We start from the raw sequence: 19,170 nt of genomic DNA on the forward strand, positions 1-19,170 counted from the left end.
CAAGTAGGGTGAGATGTGATGAGTTTACAATTACAGACCTGCAATTACTGACTTGATCGAGCTGTCACTTTCCAGTGCACGGATAATGATCGTTACCGCTTCAGCGCGAGTAGATTTGCCGTTAGGCACAAACTCAGATGCCGTCAATCCATTCACCAGCTTCGCGGAAGAAGCAAGTTCAATCGCTGCTGCAGCCCAGTTATCGGATTTCACATCGCTAAAGCTGATCTTCGTGCCTGTTGCAAGTGTGTTCAGATCCAGTACACGAGCAATGATCGTAACCATCTCGGCACGTGTAATCGTTGCGTTTGGCTTGAAGGAACCATCTGCATACCCGCCGATTACACCTTTATCTGCGAGCGTGCCAATGTATCCAGCAGCCCAGCTTGTATTTGTATCTTTGAAGCTGTTAGCTGCTTTATTCTCGCCAAGGCCAAGTGCACGAGCAATCATCGCTGTGAATTCAGCACGCGTTACAGAAGCATTGGGCTTGAATGTGCCGTTCTCATATCCGTTGATGACACGCAGTTTCAATGCAGCATTAATATTTTTGTTGGCCCAGTGCGTGGAGATATCACTCATCGCCAGCTGTTCATTTTTCGTTGCTTCAATTGCTGCATTTACGTTTTTCAATACGCTATCCTGGCTTACAACATCCGATTTGAACGGATTCGTCGTTACGCCACCCGGATTTGTAGTATCCTTAACAGCAAGGACAACACGGTCATTTTGATACATAACCTCCGTTGTATATTGGCTTGGCAGACCTTTCACATCCACCGATGCAAATTTACCATTCAGTTTGTTCGCACCGAAGCTGATCAATGTGAGGTTGCCTTGAGCAGGTACATAGTTGTTGTCAAAATTCACTTGAAGCTTACCGTTCGCATTCACGGCGCCTTTAACATCCAACACATCACTTGCGCTGCTCACATTAAGCTCCAATGTTCCGCTCGATGCTTGTGTGAAGTCACCTTTAATGTTCCATATACCCTCTACTTTTTCTGCAACCGTACCGCCATTATTCACGACAGAACCGGCACCAAATGCATTGGCTGAATCACTCTCCAACGTACCGGCTTTCACTTCAGTACCACCGGAATACGTATTATTACCTTGCAGATGAAGCGCTCCGCTACCTTCTTTGGTTAGCTTGCCTGTACCGGAGATGTCATTACGCCATACGTCTTTTGCATTAAACCCACCTTTAGCTGCATCCATAACCACCGTTACATCGGTGTTAAACGCGCCATATCCGTCAGCTGCGGCAAACAGGTTCAGACGTCCCCAACCTTCCGGATCATCCAGTACCGGATACCCTGATGCGATTCCTGTTGTGGACAGAACCGCGCGGCGTTGTTGATCGTTCAGGTAAGGCTGTCTTGTTTCAAGCAATACTTCCGCACCTTTAGGTACTTGTACTGCCTCAGTTGTGGAGCCGATTTGCGGGAATCCATAGGTCATGCGCTCTGTGAATTCGGATTTGTTACGAGCGTAATCTGTAAAGTGGTCTTTACTGGTGCCTGTCTCTTTCAAAAGAATTTCATGTGCTTGAGCATACGCTTGCTCTTTCAACTCTTTATTATCCGGATCATTCAGAGCAGATGCTGCGAATGCCGTTGCCAGCACACGACCACCCATCACATCGAGTGGGGAGTGCATACCGGCTACAATTCGGTCATCGCCCATTTCAGAAGCACGAGTCATAAGCTCCTGGTAACGTTCAGGCACAGCGTAAGCAAGAGCGATAGCCGCAAGGTAAGACGCATTCGTGTGACCGCTTGGGAAACCACCATCCGTCTCCGGTTTGCTGCTCTGAACAGCAACCAGTGAAGGCACGATCAGTTGTTCACCCTGCCAGCGGAACGGGCGTTTATATTGGTAGAACATTTTCGCCTGTTGTGTTGAAGCATAATCACCACGAACTTTACCGATCAGGTCCACCATTTTCCCCAACTCGGAATTAGAATCGCCTGCTTTGTTTGAATCATTTTTATCCGAATACTTGGTTGTCGCTGCATCTGCCGGAATACTTGTAATGGAAGTGAATGTACCTGACTTTTCCCGATATACACCAGCCAGTTTCCCCAGACCCTCCACTGCGCCATAGGATTGATTCGTACGGTCTGTATAGTACGCAGCATCTTCGTCTGCTTTGGAACGTGTTTTGGCACGTTGTGCCACATAATCAATGTTGTAGTCCAGTACGGCACTGTTCAGCTTCGTACCATTATCCCACGCACTTCCTGGTGTCCACAGGTCGAGGAACTTGGATAACGTGCCAATCGCCGGATTGCTGTCTACCGTCATTTTATCCGGTTTGTTATTTTTGTACGTGTCTACGAAGTAACCCCATGCCGGTTGTTTCGGTAAAGCCACGGTATCATTATTCTGTGCTGCGAGCGCAGCGCCTGGTGCCATAGAACTTGTCAGAACGACCAAACCTAGAGCAGCAGTGAACAATCTTTTCTTGTTTTTGTTTGTAGCAACTTTTGTTTTCAAATCATGTCGACTCCCATCGTTTAATAGTTGGTCTCGGTTCGGTCTCAAATGTAGCATTGGAGCCGTAAAACCAGCAATAAAACAATTTCGTCATTGTATCAATTTCGACGCAATATCATAAATCCTCAACATTTTACATGAAGTTAATATAAATCGTGAACCTTGCAGAATGTGAGTAGTGTATAATTTGGGCCGGGAGGAATGTTTGATGAAAAAGTGGAGCTCTGCATGGGCGGGACTAGCCCTTTCTTATGGTTCAATCGTCATCGTTATTGTGCTGCTGATCTGCTCATTTTTCTATATCTATTTCTCACGCAGTTACAATGAAGAATTAAGAAATAAGAATCAGCTGATTCTTGAAAATACAGCACGTACCATTGAAGAAACCGTACTCAAGCGAGTGCAGCAAATGTATGTTGATCTATCGCTTGATAAATCAGCCAACATTCGTCTATTTGCGGATCAGGAGGATCGAAACGGACTGAATCAGGTGGTTGACCTGCAAGAGTTGCTCCAAGCCAAAGTTGCTGCCAATACTGATATCGTACAAGGCATTCATCTCTATTATCCTGCACGGAATATTATGCTCTCCTCCCTCTACGGACTGCGTTATAAAGCAGATCAGAGCGAAGGCTCCGTGTATTATGCAGACTGGCTTCAAGAGATGCGTACCAGCAAACATAACAGTCTGTGGACGCCAGCGCGTCATATTCCAAAGGACATTTTCTCCAGTCAAACAAGTGGGAATACCAATGGTTTGTTTACGTATGCACACAGCTACCCATTTCGCTCAACAGGGGAAACGAGCGATGTCATCATTGCTATTGATGTCAAAGAAGAAGCCGTGAATAACATCATTGAGAATATGATGCCTTCTCAGTATCAGCATACCGTGATCGTCAACGCTGCCGGGAATGCAGTGAGTCGATTGCAAGAGCAAAGTTCCGGTCAGTCTGATATGTACGCGGCAACTCTGAAAAAGGCGCTTGAGCTAGGCCATGTCAAAGGCAGCTTCGACGAGAAGATTGGGGATTCGCCTTATGTGGTTTCCTATCAAACGCTACCATCGACTCAATGGATGATCTACAGTGCAACGCCATCCAGCTACTATTATGAACAGTCCATCATGATTCAGAAGCTTATTCTCGGGATCTGTCTGATCGCACTGCTGGTCGGTCTGGTCTTATCTGCCCTGTTTGTCCGCGCTAATTATAGCCCAATCAAACGTCTGGTTGGTCGTATTAAGGATTTGTCCGGAACTGCACCTAACCAGGTTACTAATGAATTTCGCATGATCGACAATGCCTTTCTTCATCTCAAAGAACAAGTGAACAATCTCGAGGAGACCATGATCGCGAACAGCGCAGCTGTACGACACAAAGCGGTGCTCAACCTTCTGCAGGGCAACCCCGAGAAGAGGCCATGGAAAGAGGAACGCGCTGCGCTTGGTATCGCCAGACCGTATGCTGAATACTGCTGTATGCTGATGAATACCGGGTCTACGATTGTTGAAAATGACTCTTCCAAACAGCCTGAGGCCATTGCCAGACTGATGCATGGACTGGAATGCTTATCCCTGCAAGACAGTCGCCTTATTGCAGAAGAGTTGCCAGATAAGCGGCTTGCTGTCATTCTCTGTACCGATGTGGCTTCAGAAGCATTATTGGACAAGTTCTCCCAACTACTGCTCGCAGAGACGCGTCAGCAGTTGCAACCAGACATTCAGCTGTCTACAGGCTGCTGGGTCAAGGATCTCCGTGATATTCATCAAAGTTTCAACGGAGCGCAGGTATTGATGAAATATGCTTATTTTTTGCCAGAGCTGCACATTCTGAAAGACCATTCCCTGATTCAGCGCGAGCACAGCCTGGATGAAATTCCGCAGACCCTGCTTGCCAAGTTCAGAGACAAACTTCAGAGCAGGCAGCTGGATGAAGCTGTAGGTACCATCGAGCAGGTGGTTGAACATATGCGAGAGGGGCAGCATCCTGCGGATTATTGCCATTTTATCCTGTCAAACATGGTGTTTATCTACTCGGATGTTGCCAAAAATGTGCGTTATAAGCACCCGTTACAGTTTGGGCACCCCGATCTGTATCACGAATATACCAATCTGCATGATATATTGGCTTACCGTAACTGGCTGACAGCGTCAATCACTACATTTATAGAAGAAACCGAGAATCGTAACAGTGACCGTGCTGTCTCAACCATCGAGCTAGCCAAGCAATATATTGAAGCCAATCTTTCGGATGACCTCTCGCTTGAGGCCGTTGGAGCCAAAGTATTCCTCAGTCCCAAGTATCTGAGCAAGCTTTTTAAGGAAGAAATGGGCGTCACCTACACTGACTATGTCACATCAAGGCGGATGGAGCAGGCCAAAGTATTGATTGAAAACAACAATATGACCATAGACCGAGTTGCAAGCTCGGTGGGTTACGGCACAACCGCCTATTTCATTAAACGTTTCAAAGAAATGTACGGCTGTACACCAGGCAATTATGTACGCAATCTCTCTTCGGCAGCGATATCCGATGCCAGATCATAAGGATGAGGAGGACGGATCGGATGAAGGTGAAGGAACAGAAGGCAGGAGCGAAAGTTCCTTATCACTATCGGATATTTCTGACTACGGCACTACTGACGCTGATGGGCGTTATTGTTGGTGGCTGTAATCTGCTGAACGGACCCAGTGCCATGGTCGAATCAGAGCCCGGCGGCACGTCCTCCACTCCTTCGGACAAAGCCATGTATCATATCTCGTGGACGCTACATCAAAATCTACCCGTTCCGCAAGATGCCGAGATATTGAAACAGGTGGAAGAACAATTCGATGTCGATCTGGACATCTGGAATATGGAAAACAACAAATATGAGTCGCTTCTCGATATGAAGTTAGCCCAAGGTAACATTCCAGACCTATTTCGTATCCGTCAGCCGCAAGATCTGTTGAAATACCAGCAGCAAGGGGTGATAACCGAGATCCCGGTCGAGACGCTGAAGCAATATGCACCGAATCTCATGCGTATCATCCATGAACAAGCCCCTGCCTATGAAGATGCAGGAGTTATAGACGGGAAGTATTACGGCATCCCTGTCATTAATCCAACGAACATCTATCGTACACCGGTGGTATATCGGCAGGATTGGCTGAACAAACTGGGTTTGTCCGTTCCGCAGACGCTGGCGGAATTCGAGAAGGTGATCTATGCATTTACCTTTGATGATCCCGACGGCAACGGCATCCAGGATACGTATGGTTTATCCAGTGAAGGCATGAATGTTGTGTTCGGAGCCTTCGGTCAGATTGTTTTTGCTGATCAGCTATATTTCGGCACGAAGGACGGGAAGAAAGTTATTGGTGCGTTGCAGCCCGAGATGAAGCAGGCACTGACCTACCTACGGAAGTGGTACAAGGATGGTGTGATCGATCCCGAGTTTGTCACAGGCGAGAATAAAGGCGGGTACAAACATCTGTCCCATGCATTTATTAACGGTAAAATCGGGATGACCTCGATGGGGAACTACTACCACTGGATTCAGGAGGGCGATTATGAGGATTGGCGTGTTGAACGTGACGGTAAAGTCGTGAAGAGTCCAGTCCAAGCAGCATTTAATGTAAAAGAATTAACGGCCAAGTTCCCTGAAGCTCGGGTCACATTAGGCCAACCCTTCATGGGGCCTCACGGACAACGCGGTTCCAAAGGCAATGACATGTTAATGAGCTTCACTGCGATCGGAGCGGATGCGGTCAAGGAGCCCGGCAAACTGGAGATGATCCTGCGTATTTTGGATGAGGTGAGTGCAAACCCTGATTCAGACAAGGCAGCAAGTATGACCTACGGTATGCCAAATAAACATTGGACGTGGACACCAACGGAGCCTCGGAGTGTCGTCATCAAGCCACCGTATGACACCATGTTTGGGTACCAGAATACGATTGGTGCCAATATCGGCATGACTGTCCCGCTGAAAGAGACGGGAGAACGTGAACAATGGGCTTCAACGCTACACCTAGATCAAGACGGCATATATAACGTGCTGGAGGTCGCTACACCCGCTCTGGCTAAATACAGCGATTCGTTGATTCGGTTGAAGAACAAAGCCTATATCTCATTTATTACAGGCGAGCGACCACTCCGTGAATTCGATGAGTTTGTACAGGAGTTCATGTCCGCAGGCGGTTCAGAAGTGATGAAGGAAGCAAATGCGTGGAAGCAGTAGCGAGCGCAGATTGGATGGAGTTTCTCGCAAGCGTGCCGAGGGGCATGTCAAGGGAAAGTGACGCAACATACAATTGCGAGAAATCCACCGTCTCTCTCCGCACTCTCGGGCTCTAACGATCACCAGTAACCTTATTGGACTGATTTTCGCACATTTATAAATCTAACGATCACCAGCGACCTTATTCTAGCCAAAATGCATCACAGACGACAGTTTTCCGCTAAAAAAAACCAAATAGGGTCATCTGTGATCGTTAGATTTTCAAACAGGCTTAAATGCTCCAAATAACATTATCTGTGATCGTTAGCCGCTGTCCAAAGCTTCGGGGACGGGAGCTCAGCTAACTTATGGAGCTATGTCAAGAAAGTGGACATTTAGGCTACGGTTTCGTCCGTAAACTGCATCTCTAGATCAGCTGATGGAGAAGAAGCAATAGAATACACAACATCACCGTCAGAATTGCAAAACAAACTCCAGCCCACATAACATATTTTTTGGGTGCCTGAGGATTAATCACTTTACACATAAAGTAAATAAAGAAATAGCTAACCAACGCAAATAACACCAGAATGACAGGGGTAATGGTCATACTTCATGCACCTCCTTCTTGGCCTGCAAATTGATGGATATCAACAATTCCTTCGTTTTCATCTCGAGGGCTTTGCGGGATTTGACAACCTTGAAGCCAGTAAGTGGCAACAAGTCCTGCAATGATTTTAATGTGAATTCAATCAATTCAGTGGAAGATGACTGCTCGTTAAAGGCATACTGGTCAAGAATGGCATACACGCTTGTATTTTGGCTTGTATTATTATTCATGTAGATTAGATCACTCCTTTGAGCATTTCTTTGAAAAAGAAAGCAACAACCTCATAGTCACGCCAAGGTTACTATAAAATGGAACTCATCGTCAAATGAAGTCAAGTTAACAGTGGAACTCCAGCAGATGAAACCCGAGTTAAAATAAAAATCTCATTCGATATGATCCTGTGTATCTTCTGACTATATTCCTTTTCAGCTTTTATCTTCTAAGCAAGACAAAAAGAAGCAACCTTGCGGCTGCTCCTTCTTGTCATTACGTGCTCTATGCTTTTTCTTTTTCACACGCTCATATACATCCACCACAACACATCGCACCACAATTCACTCCAGCCCATGCCGATCTGCGGATCAAGCGAGATACTCAGCCATAATCTGCTCGATATCATACGGTGTCACACCTTCATCAACCGCATAGATCGTATCGGCCTGCTCCTTCGTATCTACCAATTCACCTCTCGCTGTGGCGTGCAGCACGAACAAGTCATACAACTGAGGTTTGCGTAATGAAGTCATTGCTTTCCCCATCAGCACGATTCCTCCCCGATTGCCTTCCACATTGTTGTAATAGTCCGGGTACCTTGTCAGCGCCAGATCCGTCCAGATGATCGTACGCTCCACCAGATCCAGAATAACGGGAATGGCAATCTGCGTATCAGCCGTAATATCGATCTTGTTCTCCACCGTGGATGGCTCATAAATTTCGCCCGAGCCGGGTTTCTTACGCATCATCCAGCCTGCAAAACATTCCGGCAAATTACAGTACGGATGACTGGTGAAGGAGTGCAGTGTCGTCACCACATACCTTCCGCCATAATTCACAATCGAAGGGATATGCAGATCAATAAACTCACTCGCCCCATAAGGTGCAGTCACAATATCGCCACTGTGGACAGCCTTATATTTAACAGACTTCAGATTCGTATATGAGATATGTTCAAGATAGTTCCAGTCCTTGTCATACATGACCGCAGACAGGTCGATATCTACACGCCCTGTAGGCGTGCCATCGACCTCGCCCTCTTTCCACCAGTTGAAGAAACGAATCGTATCACCCTCCCCCATCGGGATACGGCTTCCTCTCACAATCGTTCGTAAAGCTTTGCTCGCGGAACGCTGTGAAAAAGGTACCAGATAATGCTGCAGTCGCTCATCAACATACGTCTTCCCGAGCGAAGAGAATTCAGCGAATCGTGTGATCAGGGCCTGCTCGCATATTTGCACCACTTCCTGACAGACTGCTTCATTCAGCTTCGGTAGCTCATTCGGGATACCAACCGCCTTGGCGACATTGCCTTTCGGAAAAAATACCCGCATTTTTGACGCTTCATTCCGGTGTACAAAATGCTCTCTCACCTGCAATAACACCGGCGTGGACACCTGTGCAGCGACCTCTCCAAAAGCAAGCAGCACATATTCTTCGTTGTCTGTAATGCGTAGCATATGATCCAGTTTCCGCGCGAATTCACCCGGACGCTGGGACAACAGGTCGATCAGGCTCCAGATATTCCGATACTGGAACGCGAGCTCCACGCTACCGTTAAAGGTTGAGAACGGCTTGTTATTTCGCAAAATATCAAAGGCTTCCTGGCTCCGCGGATACCGCAGCTTGTATTCGGATGGATGCAAAATTTCGCCTAGCCGAATCCAGCGATCCTTGTAGCGCAGCATATCTTCCGTGATGGAGCCGCATTGCTCCAGCAAGCTGAGGAGCAGGCGGCGCTCACGACGTTTGAATTTACGAAAAGGCGAGGCGGTTGCCAGACTGACGTCCCCCTCCGACCAGGATACCGCCAGTCGGAGCACATCGCTTGCCGTTTTAAAATAAGACCCGATACGTTCCATGCTTGCCAGTTCATATTTCAATAGCACCGCAACGACAAAGCCTACATTCTCCTTAAACGGAATCTCCTCCGGCAACATGGTCTCAACCTTACTCGGATCAGCGTGTTTCAACGCTAGTTTGATATCTTTTTTGTCCGTATCCGAGATGGAACCCTTCGCCTCTATTAACTGATAGATCAGCTTCTGGAACGCTTGCTTACTCCCCAGATCAATGATTTTCAGCTTCGTTTGCTCCAGGGAAGGAGACCGCACGCCAGCAGTCATAGCCGAAGGCTCAAAATCGTCGAGCGTAAGATGTGTCAGGTAATGAAGCACAGCATTTAAGTAAAGCTCCGCTTCGTCTGCTTCCATTACCTGCTCCGGGAATCCCGCATACATCGGTTTGTACTTCACATGGGCACCGACCATCACTTCTAGGTCTTTGACCAGCTGCCCCATCAACGCTGTAAATTGTTCTTCGGACAGCGTCCGCAGTGCCTGCATCAGCTCAGTGGAAAAAGTGAACCCGAGAGATTCTATATTTTTGAGCGCAGTCGCCAGAACTTTTTTGGGCAATGGATGCTGCCGCTGTTCGCTCGGTTGAATCATCAATTTGCCTGCTCTGCGCACATAGATACTGTTCATTTTTATATTGCTGTAATCTACATGATTATCGACATTTACTTTCCAATTGTCAGTGTTACTATTACTATTATTACTATTATTACTATTATTGATATTGTCGTTATATTTATTGTTCATGATCAAAGAGTCCAGGAAAGCCATATCCCTATTAACATTTGGTGGTTAGCTTTAGAAGGAAGGAACATGATAGCCTGGACGCCTCCTCTCTGATTTGAAATCTTCAGGAGAGCGGCGACCCTAGTATTCTCCAATGATGTAGAAGGAAGGACCGCCATAGCCTGAAGGCCAAGAGCTCGAAGTTCCGAAATTCGTCACCCGAACCTTTGGTGAACTCATCATCTCAGATTTTGGCATCCATGAGCAGGGCGAAAGTATTACGACATGATTTTTGGGTACTTTCTTGAGAAATGTCCATGAGGAACGATCAGAGGATACAAACTAGAGCGCACAGTGAAGATCGAGACAGAAGTGCGGGAAATCCAAACGTATTTTTGAAATGAGGATGCCTGAGAAAATGAAATTACAAACGTTATATAACGATTACATTCGTCTTAAATTCCATCTCCCCCCGGAACCCACACACGGGGATATGATAATGGCATATGGTCAATATGAGGATGGCGGTGCAGCATTGTTCTTTGCTGATCACCCGGAAGAAACCTTCTCAGACTGGATGGCTGAAGTACGTCCGAAAGACCCCTACTATGGACCAAAGCCGGATTGGAAGCCCGTTTTAGCTGAAACGTTTGAGCAACTGGATGTGTATGATGAGATGATTCTGTTCTACCTGCTGTTCACGATGAATAGCACACTGTCCATCAACATGCACAACACCTACAGTGCCATGAATGATTTTATGAAAAACTATAGCTTCCTCCAGCTGTCCCATCTGCGTGACATATCCCGTTTAAAGGCTGAACAGAAGCAGAGACTGCGCGACTTTTTCTTCTTTTTTTATCTCTACGCGCATCCGGTCAATGAGGAAACATTATATGCCTGCTCATTTCACGAACAACGTTTAATCCATACAAAAACCGGCATCCCACTCGGGGAATACTTCGCTGCTTATCATGATCATTACGCCACACATCGAGACCAATACACAGAACAACTGGTGATCTCAGCAGAAGAGATTCAAGTGTGCGAAACCTTAACCATGGAGCTGTTACATGTCATCGAGGGTCGTTCCAACAAGTTAATCATACCTTCTGTAAAAAGTGTGGAGACAGCCATTCAACTCATCAACGACGTGGATGGAATGCTCAAGCTATATGTGGATGATTCTGCGGCATTTTTCCAGATCATTAGAGATTTGCTCCATGGTACGACCAGAGATGTAACTATTGAAACAAGTGCTGGTGCTAATAATGATGGCGATACCACCGCCAATGCGGATTCACTTCTTGTTAGTGCGGGAGACACTTCAAACGATTTCAGATCATACCGTGACTATTGTTTTACCGTTCTACTTCAAAATTACGCTTCTTATATTCTGTTCTTTGATTTTAATGAGATCCGAGTGTTCGTGAGTGCTTTCCAGGATACGCCAGAGGAATGCAGCTTCATCATCAGCAAAATGTTCACAGACACCATCTTCCTTCAGAAGATGATGCGACAGCACCAGATTGATCTGAACCAGTACCCGGAAGTGACCCGGTTCTTTAATGATGAGGCTAAACAGTGGTATTTGTAGTACCCCTACCAATAAGTAACACATGTTACTTATATAGAAAACAGCCTCATCCATGAGGCTGTCAGAAGGTATGACAATTTCAATTTTTCTCACTCTCACTATCCCGATAAGCAGACATTCACATGTTTTTGAGCTTCCATTCCTGATACCATGACTCCACTTCAAGACCAGGTCGCACACCCGCCTCTTGTTGTAATGCGGCTGCCAGCTGATTATATTGAGCAACCACCGGATCTTTATTGCCTAAGTGGTCATACAGCTTCATCAGAGAAAGACTGACTTCCTCCATCATCGGATCAAACTGCTGCATCTGGTGATACAACATTAGAGCTTCATTGGGATGGCCCGATTCCATGTAGAACTGTGTCAGCTTCAACGCATGATTCTGCCAGAGCGCATGCAACCGCTGACGTTCCAACTCTGCCCATGCATAGTCATCCTCGCCGAAGTACTTGCCTTCATATTGATCCGAGACGTACCGATGCTCAGCAAGTGTAGACAAGGATAATGAAGGCAATCGGTTAAGACGGCTCTCCCACTCTTCCGCATCAAGCCTGAAATCGCCAGTCTCCAATATATATCCAAATTGTTGATAGCGTACCGAAATCCGATCTTCACCCATGAATTCGTTCAGCATGCTGCGTAAACGATGAACGCCACTGTGCAGGTTCGTTATCCCTCTCCTCTCATCCAGTTCCGGCCATAACAGTTCAAGCAGGGTGTCACGTTTGATCGGTTTATTGCGATGATGGAGCAAATACGCGAATAACTCTCTGATTTTAGTCGTTCTGAACTTCAAATGTTTGGGTGGATCATATGGATGCAACTGCACCCGAAGAATTCCCAAACAGCGGATTAACATTCCTCGCTCTGCTGGGTCTTCGATGACGTCCATTGGTGCCGGTACGGCTCTGCGCTGATACATTTTCATCGTTTTATCCAAACGATTCCGTGTTACGGGTTTCATAATGTAATCCAGCACTTCAAGACCGTAAGCCGTCAGTGCATGTTCGTTATATGCTGTTGTGAAAATAACCTCTGTTCTGGGGGAAACCTCATGAATTCGTTCAGTTGCTTCGATTCCATTCATCCCCGGCATTTCAATGTCCATGAAAACAAGGTCCGGCAGCTGGTGCTTAATTTGCTCAATCGCTTCTTCTGCCCTCAAAAAAGAACCAATGACCTCGCAATCTTCTCTCTCGACTAACAATTTATTCAACCTGCTCAGAGCGAGATTTTCATCATCTACCAAAATCACTCTCATATGCACGCTCCTCCGGCTCGCTTGATCATCCTTTAATCTATAATTTTACCATAAACATCGGGTTGCGAACGCTATCAATTTGGGAATACAGCCTACATTTCTAAATAAAAAAGACTTGATTTGAACAGTACGGTGCAGGAGTTAGGCATATTGTGTCGAAAATTAGAATCTGCCATGAAACCAATAACTAATATGAAAATACCTAGATATGTTGTATTGTCGCTAATATTTTTGACTATTCTACTTGGGTTCCGCTGGGTGTGGTCTGTCTCTTTTGCTATACCCGATCATCCCAAACCCGTTCAAGGTGTGCTGGATCTTCGAGGCTGGAACCTTGCCGATGCTTCACCAATCTCTCTTAATGGAGAGTGGGGATTCACACCCCATGCTTTGATCTCAGGGGGAGAAGAAACCAATACAGATTCAGCGCCTACAGGTTCGGACACGCCAGCGACATGGGTTCAAGTACCGGGTGACTGGCGTAATGCGTTACATCCAGAATCTACATCGTCGTTCGGATATGGAACGTACCAGCTTCGCATATTGCTGGACCCATCCGTAAAAGAAATCTCCCTCTGGGCTCAGAAAATTCAGACTTCATCCCTCATTGAGATTGACGGAACGGTTGTTGCCAAATTTGGTCAACCCGCCAGCAATGCCGAAAGCTATCAACCAGAAAGGACTGCATTTGTTAGCACCTATGCACTGGACAAGACAGGTGAACTCACTCTAATTGTGCAGACAGCCAATTTCGACGACCCGTTCAGTGGAGGAATTACGCGTTCCATATACTTGGGTTCTCCTGCGGCCATTGGAAGTGAACGAGGTCTATCGATTGATTTGCAGAAAATAACGTTTGCCGTACTGCTTCTTCACAGCCTGTATGCCTTTGTCATGTTTCTGTTTATCCGGAAGCAGCGAGCGCTGCTCACGTTTTCATTATTAATACTGGCCACAGCCTTAACGGTCATATCTGACCATGACGGTCTGTTATTAAACTGGCTTCCGCTAAACTTCACTTGGATGGTTAAAGCCAAGGCGATTTCATATGCCTCATTTGCGCTTTTCCTTCTCATGCTGGCCAGAAGCTTTGCGAATCCTAATCATGGGCGAAAGCTCTTTCTGGTTTATGCAAGTGTGGTGGGAGGATACCTTGCATACTTACTTGTTATACCCGTGAAGCTTGTATACCAAGCACTTCATACTCAGATTCCTGATTTCCTGTATTTGTTTGCCATTGGCTGGTCTGTGCTCCTGTTCTTCAAAATGGCCGCAGCCAAACAAAGTGACGCAAGCTTTCTGCTCTTTGCAGCAATGAGCAGTTTGTCCAGTGTGCTATGGGGAATCGTGAACTCACACAACGAAATCACCAACGTATATTATCCGATTGATGTCATGGCAGCCATATTTGGGTTTGCAGCCTACTGGTTCAGGAAATATTTCCGCAATGCCACTGAAATTGAAAAACTGTATGAACAGCTCAAAGTGGAGGATCAGCAGAAAGATCAATTCCTGGTGAACACAGCGCATGAACTGCGGACTCCCCTGCATGGAATTATTAACATTGCCGAAAGCATTGCGGTGCGCGATAAGCGTGAACAGCGTCAATCGGGGGGACAACATACGGAAGACATGAAGCTGTTAGTGAACATCGGAAGACAGATGTCGCAATTGATTGATGACCTTCTGGATGTCATTCGTCTGAGGGAAAAACGCATCATATTGCAGAAAAAACCACTATCCCTCGCCTCAGTCATATCCGGCGTCATTGGTATGTTCCGATTTATGGCTGAAGGCAAGCGAGTCCAGATCATCGTGGATACTCCTGAAGGTTTACCGCTGGTTCTGGCCGATGAGAGACGGCTTGTTCAGATCCTGTACAATTTGCTTCATAATGCACTCAAGTTCACAGATGAGGGTACCATTACGGTATCGGTTAGAGCAGATAAAGATAGCGTCATTATGCAAGTTTCGGATACAGGTACCGGGATCAGCGATGAGTTACAAGCCCGTATATTTGACGCGTATGAACAGGGTACAGCCCAAGCCCGTTTGAGTGGTGGGATCGGACTCGGTCTAAGTATTAGCAAGCAGCTTACAGAGCTTCATGGTGGTACACTCACCGTGAAGTCGGTAGTTGGGCAAGGATCTGTTTTTCAAGTCTCGCTCCCCCGAGGGGATACATCGGCCTTAACCGATCAGACTGAGCAACCGCGATGGGGTGCCCCACATGAGGAAACTGCAGTGAGTGCAAGTGAAGAGCAGTATCCTGTGGAGCCCATCATACCTGGGAAGACGACTGCCCGTATCCTCGCTGTTGATGATGATCCCGTAAACTTACGTGTGCTCATCTCGATGTTATCGAATGAACCGTATGATATACAACCGGTAACTTCGGCGTTAGATGCACTTGAATTACTGAATACGCAGTCATGGGATTTATTAATTGCGGACGTCATGATGCCTCATATGTCCGGTTATGAACTGACAGAAAATGTACGTAAGCGTTACTCCGTATCCGAGCTTCCCATCCTGTTGTTAACCGCCCGAAACGAGCCGGCGGATGTCTATGCCGGGTTCATGGCGGGTGCTACCGATTATGTAACCAAGCCTGTCGATGCCGTGGAGTTGAGACACCGCATTGGTTCATTGATTGTGTTGAAGCAGTCCATTGATGAGCGATTACGGATGGAAGCCGCTTATTTGCAGGCACAGATTCAGCCTCACTTCTTGTTTAACACACTTAATTCCATTATGATGCTCAGTGAGATCGATACGGATCGAATGCAGCGTCTCGGGGATGCTTTTATCGAATACTTGCAGACCAGCTTCCACTTTGTAAATTCGGAGAAAATGGTGGAGATTGCCCACGAGATTGACCTATCGAAGGCCTATCTCTACATTGAGAAGGAACGATTCGCGGAACGATTAAACGTAGTTTGGGACATTCCAGAAGATATCGATGTGATATTGCCTCCGCTCACGATCCAGCCGCTCATTGAAAATGCCGTTCGCCATGGTGTCCTCAGCCAAGTGGAAGGCGGAACGGTATGGATTCGCATCGTTGCCCAAGCTGCCGGCACGCTGATCGAGATCGAAGATAACGGCTCAGGTATGCAGCCAGAGCAGATTGAACGAGCGCTCGCATGGCCTAAACCAAATCCGTTAAAGCCTGGAGGCATTGGTTTAACCAACACCCATCGGCGCTTAAATCAGCTCTATGGGCAAGGTTTGACGATCGTCAGCTCACCTGGGCAAGGGACGAAAGTTTCCTTTTTTATACCTGACCAGGCGGATATGGATTCGTTATAAGTTATTTTTTTGGGAAACTAAACCACAAAAAGCTGAGCCTGGACTTGATCCGGACTCAGCCTTTTTTACTTTTATACTTTGTTGCTTCTTTGCTTTCTGGCTTCATCTCCTGGTTTAAATGAGCTGAAGCCATTTATCCTTACACATGTAATGCTTGCTTCTCGTCCGATAACCCCAGCGATTTTGCCGTAGACAGATTCACCTCACGCAATAGATCGAGATTGTCTGCAAGCGAGATGCCATAAGACGGAATCATTTCTTTGATCTTTGGCTCCCATTCCTTCATATTCTGCGGGAAACAACGCTCCAGTATCTCCAGCATGACTTGAACCGCTGTTGAAGCACCCGGAGACGCGCCTAATAGTGCCGCAATGGAGCCATCCGCCGCAGTCACAACTTCGGTTCCGAATTGTAGCGTACCCTTGCCACCCTGAACGGTGTCTTTAATCACCTGCACACGCTGACCTGCCAGCACCATATCCCAATCCTCACTCCTCGCGCTCGGCACGAAATCACGCAGTTCTTTCATGCGCTGTTCCTTCGTTAACATGAGCTGTTGAATGAGATATTTGGTGAGCGAGAGTTCCTTCACGCCAGCCGCAAGCATCGTTAACAGATTATGCAGTTTCACCGATGCAATGAGGTCCGCATTCGATCCAGTCTTCAAAAACTTCGGTGAGAAACCGGCGAAGGGTCCGAACAGCAGGGACTTTTTGTTGTCGATGTATCTTGTATCCAAATGCGGTACAGACATTGGCGGAGCCCCTACGGAGGCCTTACCATACACCTTGGCATGATGCTGCTCCACAACTTGTGGATTTTGACATACCATGAAGATCCCGCTTACAGGGAAACCTCCGATATGTTTTCCTTCCGGAATGCCGGACTTCTGGAGCAGATGCAGACTTCCGCCGCCCGCACCGATGAAGACGAATTTCGCCCGATGGCGCTCAACGGCTCCGCTCGTCAGATTTTTCACGGTCAATTCCCATGATTTATCACTCTTGCGTTTAATATTCTTCACGCTATGTTTATAGTGGACTTCCACCTTTTGTTCCTGTAGATGTTTCAGTAGCATACGCGTTAAAGCACCAAAGTTAACGTCCGTGCCAGAGTCAATCTTGGTCGCTGCAACAGGCTCGCTGCTTGTACGGTCTTTCATCATCAGCGGCATCCACTTCGCCAGCTCTTCCCGGTTGTCCGAGAAATCCATGCCTGCAAACAGCGGGTGGTTCGACAACGTGTCATATCGTCTTTTTAGAAACTGCACATTGCTCTCCCCATGCACGTAACTGAGGTGAGGAATCGGCATAATAAAGTCCCTCGGATTCCGAATCAGACGACTATTCACCAGATAGGACCAAAATTGCTTGGAAACCTGGAATTGCTCATTCACCTTAATGGCTTTACTAATATCTACGGTTTTGTCTGGTCGTTCAACAGTATAGTTAAGTTCGCACAGCGCAGCATGCCCGGTTCCAGCATTATTCCACTCATTCGAGCTTTCTTCTCCTGCGGTGGCAAGCTTCTCAAAAACCTTAATATTCCAGTCTGGTGCCAATTCTTTCAGCAAAGTTCCCAAAGTTGCACTCATAATTCCGGCACCGATCAAGATTACATCTGTACTCGTTTGTCCCTGGCTCATGTTTACCGTCCTTATACCCTATATTTGCCAAAAGGATGTAAGCGTTATCGATTTGGCATTGGCTGCAAGCCCACTTTTCGAGGGTTCGCGCCTTGTCTGAATGAATATAACCTTGAACTAGTGTATCAATAATATGGAGCAATTTAAATATGCAATTTCAAGATATTAGCTATTTCCTCAGTATACGCTAGTTTGTCACGGTTCGTTAGCCCGGTTATAGGCCTGAAAGATTTATTTGTTCAAAGCAAAGAAGGAACTTTTCATTCGCCCGGTAAAAGGCCCTCTTTTAAAACTTATGATTCTCTGTGAAAAAAGGTGCACAAAGAGCCGCATGCATCTCAACCTTCGCATAACGGCTCTTATTATAGAAAGAAGTCAGTTCACAGGCTCATACACGCCGTGTCTTCAAAATATCGAAATCAGTTCCTTCGTATACGGGTGGCGTTCCTCGGCGAACAATGCATCCGCGTCAAACCGGTCTACAATCTTCCCGGATTGCATCACGATAATCCGCTGGCTCATCCGGTGCACTGCCGCCAGATCATGCGAGATGAACAGGTAGGACAAGCCTAGCGATGTCCTTAAATCAGTGAGCAGTTGCAAGACAGCTCCTTGTGAAATGACATCCAGACTGGCCGTTGGCTCATCCAGCACAACAACATCCGGCTCAATGCCGATGGCTCGGGCAATGGTCACGCGCTGCCGCTGACCACCACTCAGCTCATGGGGGTAGCGGTTCGCCAGTTCACTCGGAAGTTCTACCGCCTCTAGCAGCTGGCGGATGTAGGCTTCCTTCGATGTGTAGGTGAAGTGCGCGAGTTTGGCATCCCGCCCTAGTTGTTCATAGGGGTCAATCAAGGATGCTCCGATAGTGAGCTTCGGATTCAGTGCAGCCGAAGGATTCTGGAAAACAATCTGTATCTTGCGACGGTGCGGGCGCAAACGGCGTCCATCCAGCCGGGCTATGTCCTGCCCGTCAAGCTGGATCGAGCCATGATCCACGTCCTCGATGCGCAGCAGACAGCGGGCCAGTGTGCTTTTGCCACAGCCGCTCTCTCCGACAAGCCCCAGACATTCGCCACGGTTCAGGGTGAACGAAATATCGTTGATGGCAGGATGTTCCGCACCAGCATAGGTGCGGGCGAGCTGTTCCACATGCAGCACGACTTGGCGATCCGATGATGAATTGGTTGATGGATTGAGTAATGAGACCGGATCAAACGGAACTGATGGGCTTGATCG

General features: G+C 47.0%; 11 protein-coding genes. 4 read left to right on the forward strand and 7 right to left on the reverse strand.

What is annotated here, in order from left to right; translation table 11 throughout:
- Positions 1–30: 30 nt before the first annotated feature.
- Entirely contained in the window at positions 31–2,421 is a 2,391-nt protein-coding gene (locus AB4Z30_RS08410; RefSeq protein ID WP_441925374.1) for an S-layer homology domain-containing protein, read from the reverse strand.
- A 289-nt stretch (positions 2,422–2,710) separates the two neighbouring features.
- Between AB4Z30_RS08410 and AB4Z30_RS08415 the strand changes: the two genes are divergently transcribed.
- Positions 2,711–5,050, forward strand: coding sequence for a helix-turn-helix domain-containing protein (locus AB4Z30_RS08415; protein WP_441925185.1), 2,340 nt, complete (start codon positions 2,711–2,713; stop codon positions 5,048–5,050).
- Positions 5,051–5,070: 20 nt separating this feature from the next.
- Positions 5,071–6,726 (forward strand): extracellular solute-binding protein, encoded by a 1,656-nt coding sequence (locus AB4Z30_RS08420; RefSeq protein WP_441925187.1) that lies wholly within the window; start codon positions 5,071–5,073, stop codon positions 6,724–6,726.
- Between the two features lie 406 nt (positions 6,727–7,132).
- Here AB4Z30_RS08420 and AB4Z30_RS08425 read toward each other — a convergent pair whose 3' ends face one another.
- From AB4Z30_RS08425 to AB4Z30_RS08435, 3 genes are all read right to left on the reverse strand, one after another.
- Positions 7,133–7,315 carry a hypothetical protein gene (locus tag AB4Z30_RS08425; RefSeq protein WP_441925189.1) on the reverse strand — a complete coding sequence of 61 codons (183 nt, stop codon included), beginning with the start codon at positions 7,313–7,315 and terminating at the stop codon, positions 7,133–7,135.
- Positions 7,312–7,545, reverse strand: coding sequence for a hypothetical protein (locus tag AB4Z30_RS08430; protein ID WP_441925191.1), 234 nt, complete (start codon positions 7,543–7,545; stop codon positions 7,312–7,314). Before AB4Z30_RS08430 ends, AB4Z30_RS08425 begins: the two co-directional genes overlap by 4 nt.
- A 351-nt stretch (positions 7,546–7,896) precedes the next feature.
- Positions 7,897–9,978: a TerD family protein gene (locus AB4Z30_RS08435; RefSeq protein ID WP_441925193.1), complete on the reverse strand. Its 2,082-nt coding sequence runs from the start codon at positions 9,976–9,978 to the stop codon at positions 7,897–7,899.
- 550 nt (positions 9,979–10,528) lie between these two features.
- Between AB4Z30_RS08435 and AB4Z30_RS08440 the strand changes: the two genes are divergently transcribed.
- Positions 10,529–11,707 (forward strand): hypothetical protein, encoded by a 1,179-nt coding sequence (locus AB4Z30_RS08440; protein WP_441925195.1) that lies wholly within the window; start codon positions 10,529–10,531, stop codon positions 11,705–11,707.
- A gap of 118 nt (positions 11,708–11,825) precedes the next feature.
- Here the strand turns inward: AB4Z30_RS08440 and AB4Z30_RS08445 are convergent, their stop codons facing one another.
- Positions 11,826–12,971 (reverse strand): response regulator, encoded by a 1,146-nt coding sequence (locus tag AB4Z30_RS08445; protein ID WP_441925197.1) that lies wholly within the window; start codon positions 12,969–12,971, stop codon positions 11,826–11,828.
- A 174-nt stretch (positions 12,972–13,145) separates the two neighbouring features.
- Here AB4Z30_RS08445 and AB4Z30_RS08450 point away from each other — a divergent pair, with 174 nt between their 5' ends.
- Positions 13,146–16,283, forward strand: a complete 3,138-nt coding sequence (locus AB4Z30_RS08450; RefSeq protein WP_441925376.1) for a hybrid sensor histidine kinase/response regulator — start codon at positions 13,146–13,148, stop codon at positions 16,281–16,283.
- Positions 16,284–16,422: 139 nt separating this feature from the next.
- On the opposite strand, the gene AB4Z30_RS08455 is transcribed toward AB4Z30_RS08450, so the two are convergent.
- Both AB4Z30_RS08455 and AB4Z30_RS08460 read right to left on the reverse strand, forming a co-directional pair.
- On the reverse strand, positions 16,423–17,928 hold the full coding sequence (locus AB4Z30_RS08455) for a malate:quinone oxidoreductase (RefSeq protein WP_441925199.1): 1,506 nt from the start codon (positions 17,926–17,928) through the stop codon (positions 16,423–16,425).
- Between the two features lie 405 nt (positions 17,929–18,333).
- Complete coding sequence (locus AB4Z30_RS08460; RefSeq protein WP_441925378.1) at positions 18,334–19,092, reverse strand: ABC transporter ATP-binding protein; 759 nt, start codon at positions 19,090–19,092, stop codon at positions 18,334–18,336.
- Positions 19,093–19,170 lie beyond the last annotated feature (78 nt).

It is taken from the genome of Paenibacillus sp. 2TAF8 (genome assembly GCF_052114825.1).
GTDB lineage: Bacteria > Bacillota > Bacilli > Paenibacillales > Paenibacillaceae > Paenibacillus.

Bases quoted from the DNA above. Each gene is read 5' to 3' on its own strand.
- AB4Z30_RS08410 (WP_441925374.1), bottom strand. From the start codon at position 2,421: ATGGCACCAGGCGCTGCGCTCGCAGCACAGAATAATGATACCGTGGCT.
- AB4Z30_RS08415 (WP_441925185.1), top strand. From the start codon at position 2,711: ATGAAAAAGTGGAGCTCTGCATGGGCGGGACTAGCCCTTTCTTATGGT.
- AB4Z30_RS08420 (WP_441925187.1), top strand. From the start codon at position 5,071: ATGAAGGTGAAGGAACAGAAGGCAGGAGCGAAAGTTCCTTATCACTAT.
- AB4Z30_RS08425 (WP_441925189.1), bottom strand. From the start codon at position 7,315: ATGACCATTACCCCTGTCATTCTGGTGTTATTTGCGTTGGTTAGCTAT.
- AB4Z30_RS08430 (WP_441925191.1), bottom strand. From the start codon at position 7,545: ATGAATAATAATACAAGCCAAAATACAAGCGTGTATGCCATTCTTGAC.
- AB4Z30_RS08435 (WP_441925193.1), bottom strand. From the start codon at position 9,978: ATGATTCAACCGAGCGAACAGCGGCAGCATCCATTGCCCAAAAAAGTT.
- AB4Z30_RS08440 (WP_441925195.1), top strand. From the start codon at position 10,529: ATGAAATTACAAACGTTATATAACGATTACATTCGTCTTAAATTCCAT.
- AB4Z30_RS08445 (WP_441925197.1), bottom strand. From the start codon at position 12,971: ATGAGAGTGATTTTGGTAGATGATGAAAATCTCGCTCTGAGCAGGTTG.
- AB4Z30_RS08450 (WP_441925376.1), top strand. From the start codon at position 13,146: ATGAAACCAATAACTAATATGAAAATACCTAGATATGTTGTATTGTCG.
- AB4Z30_RS08455 (WP_441925199.1), bottom strand. From the start codon at position 17,928: ATGAGCCAGGGACAAACGAGTACAGATGTAATCTTGATCGGTGCCGGA.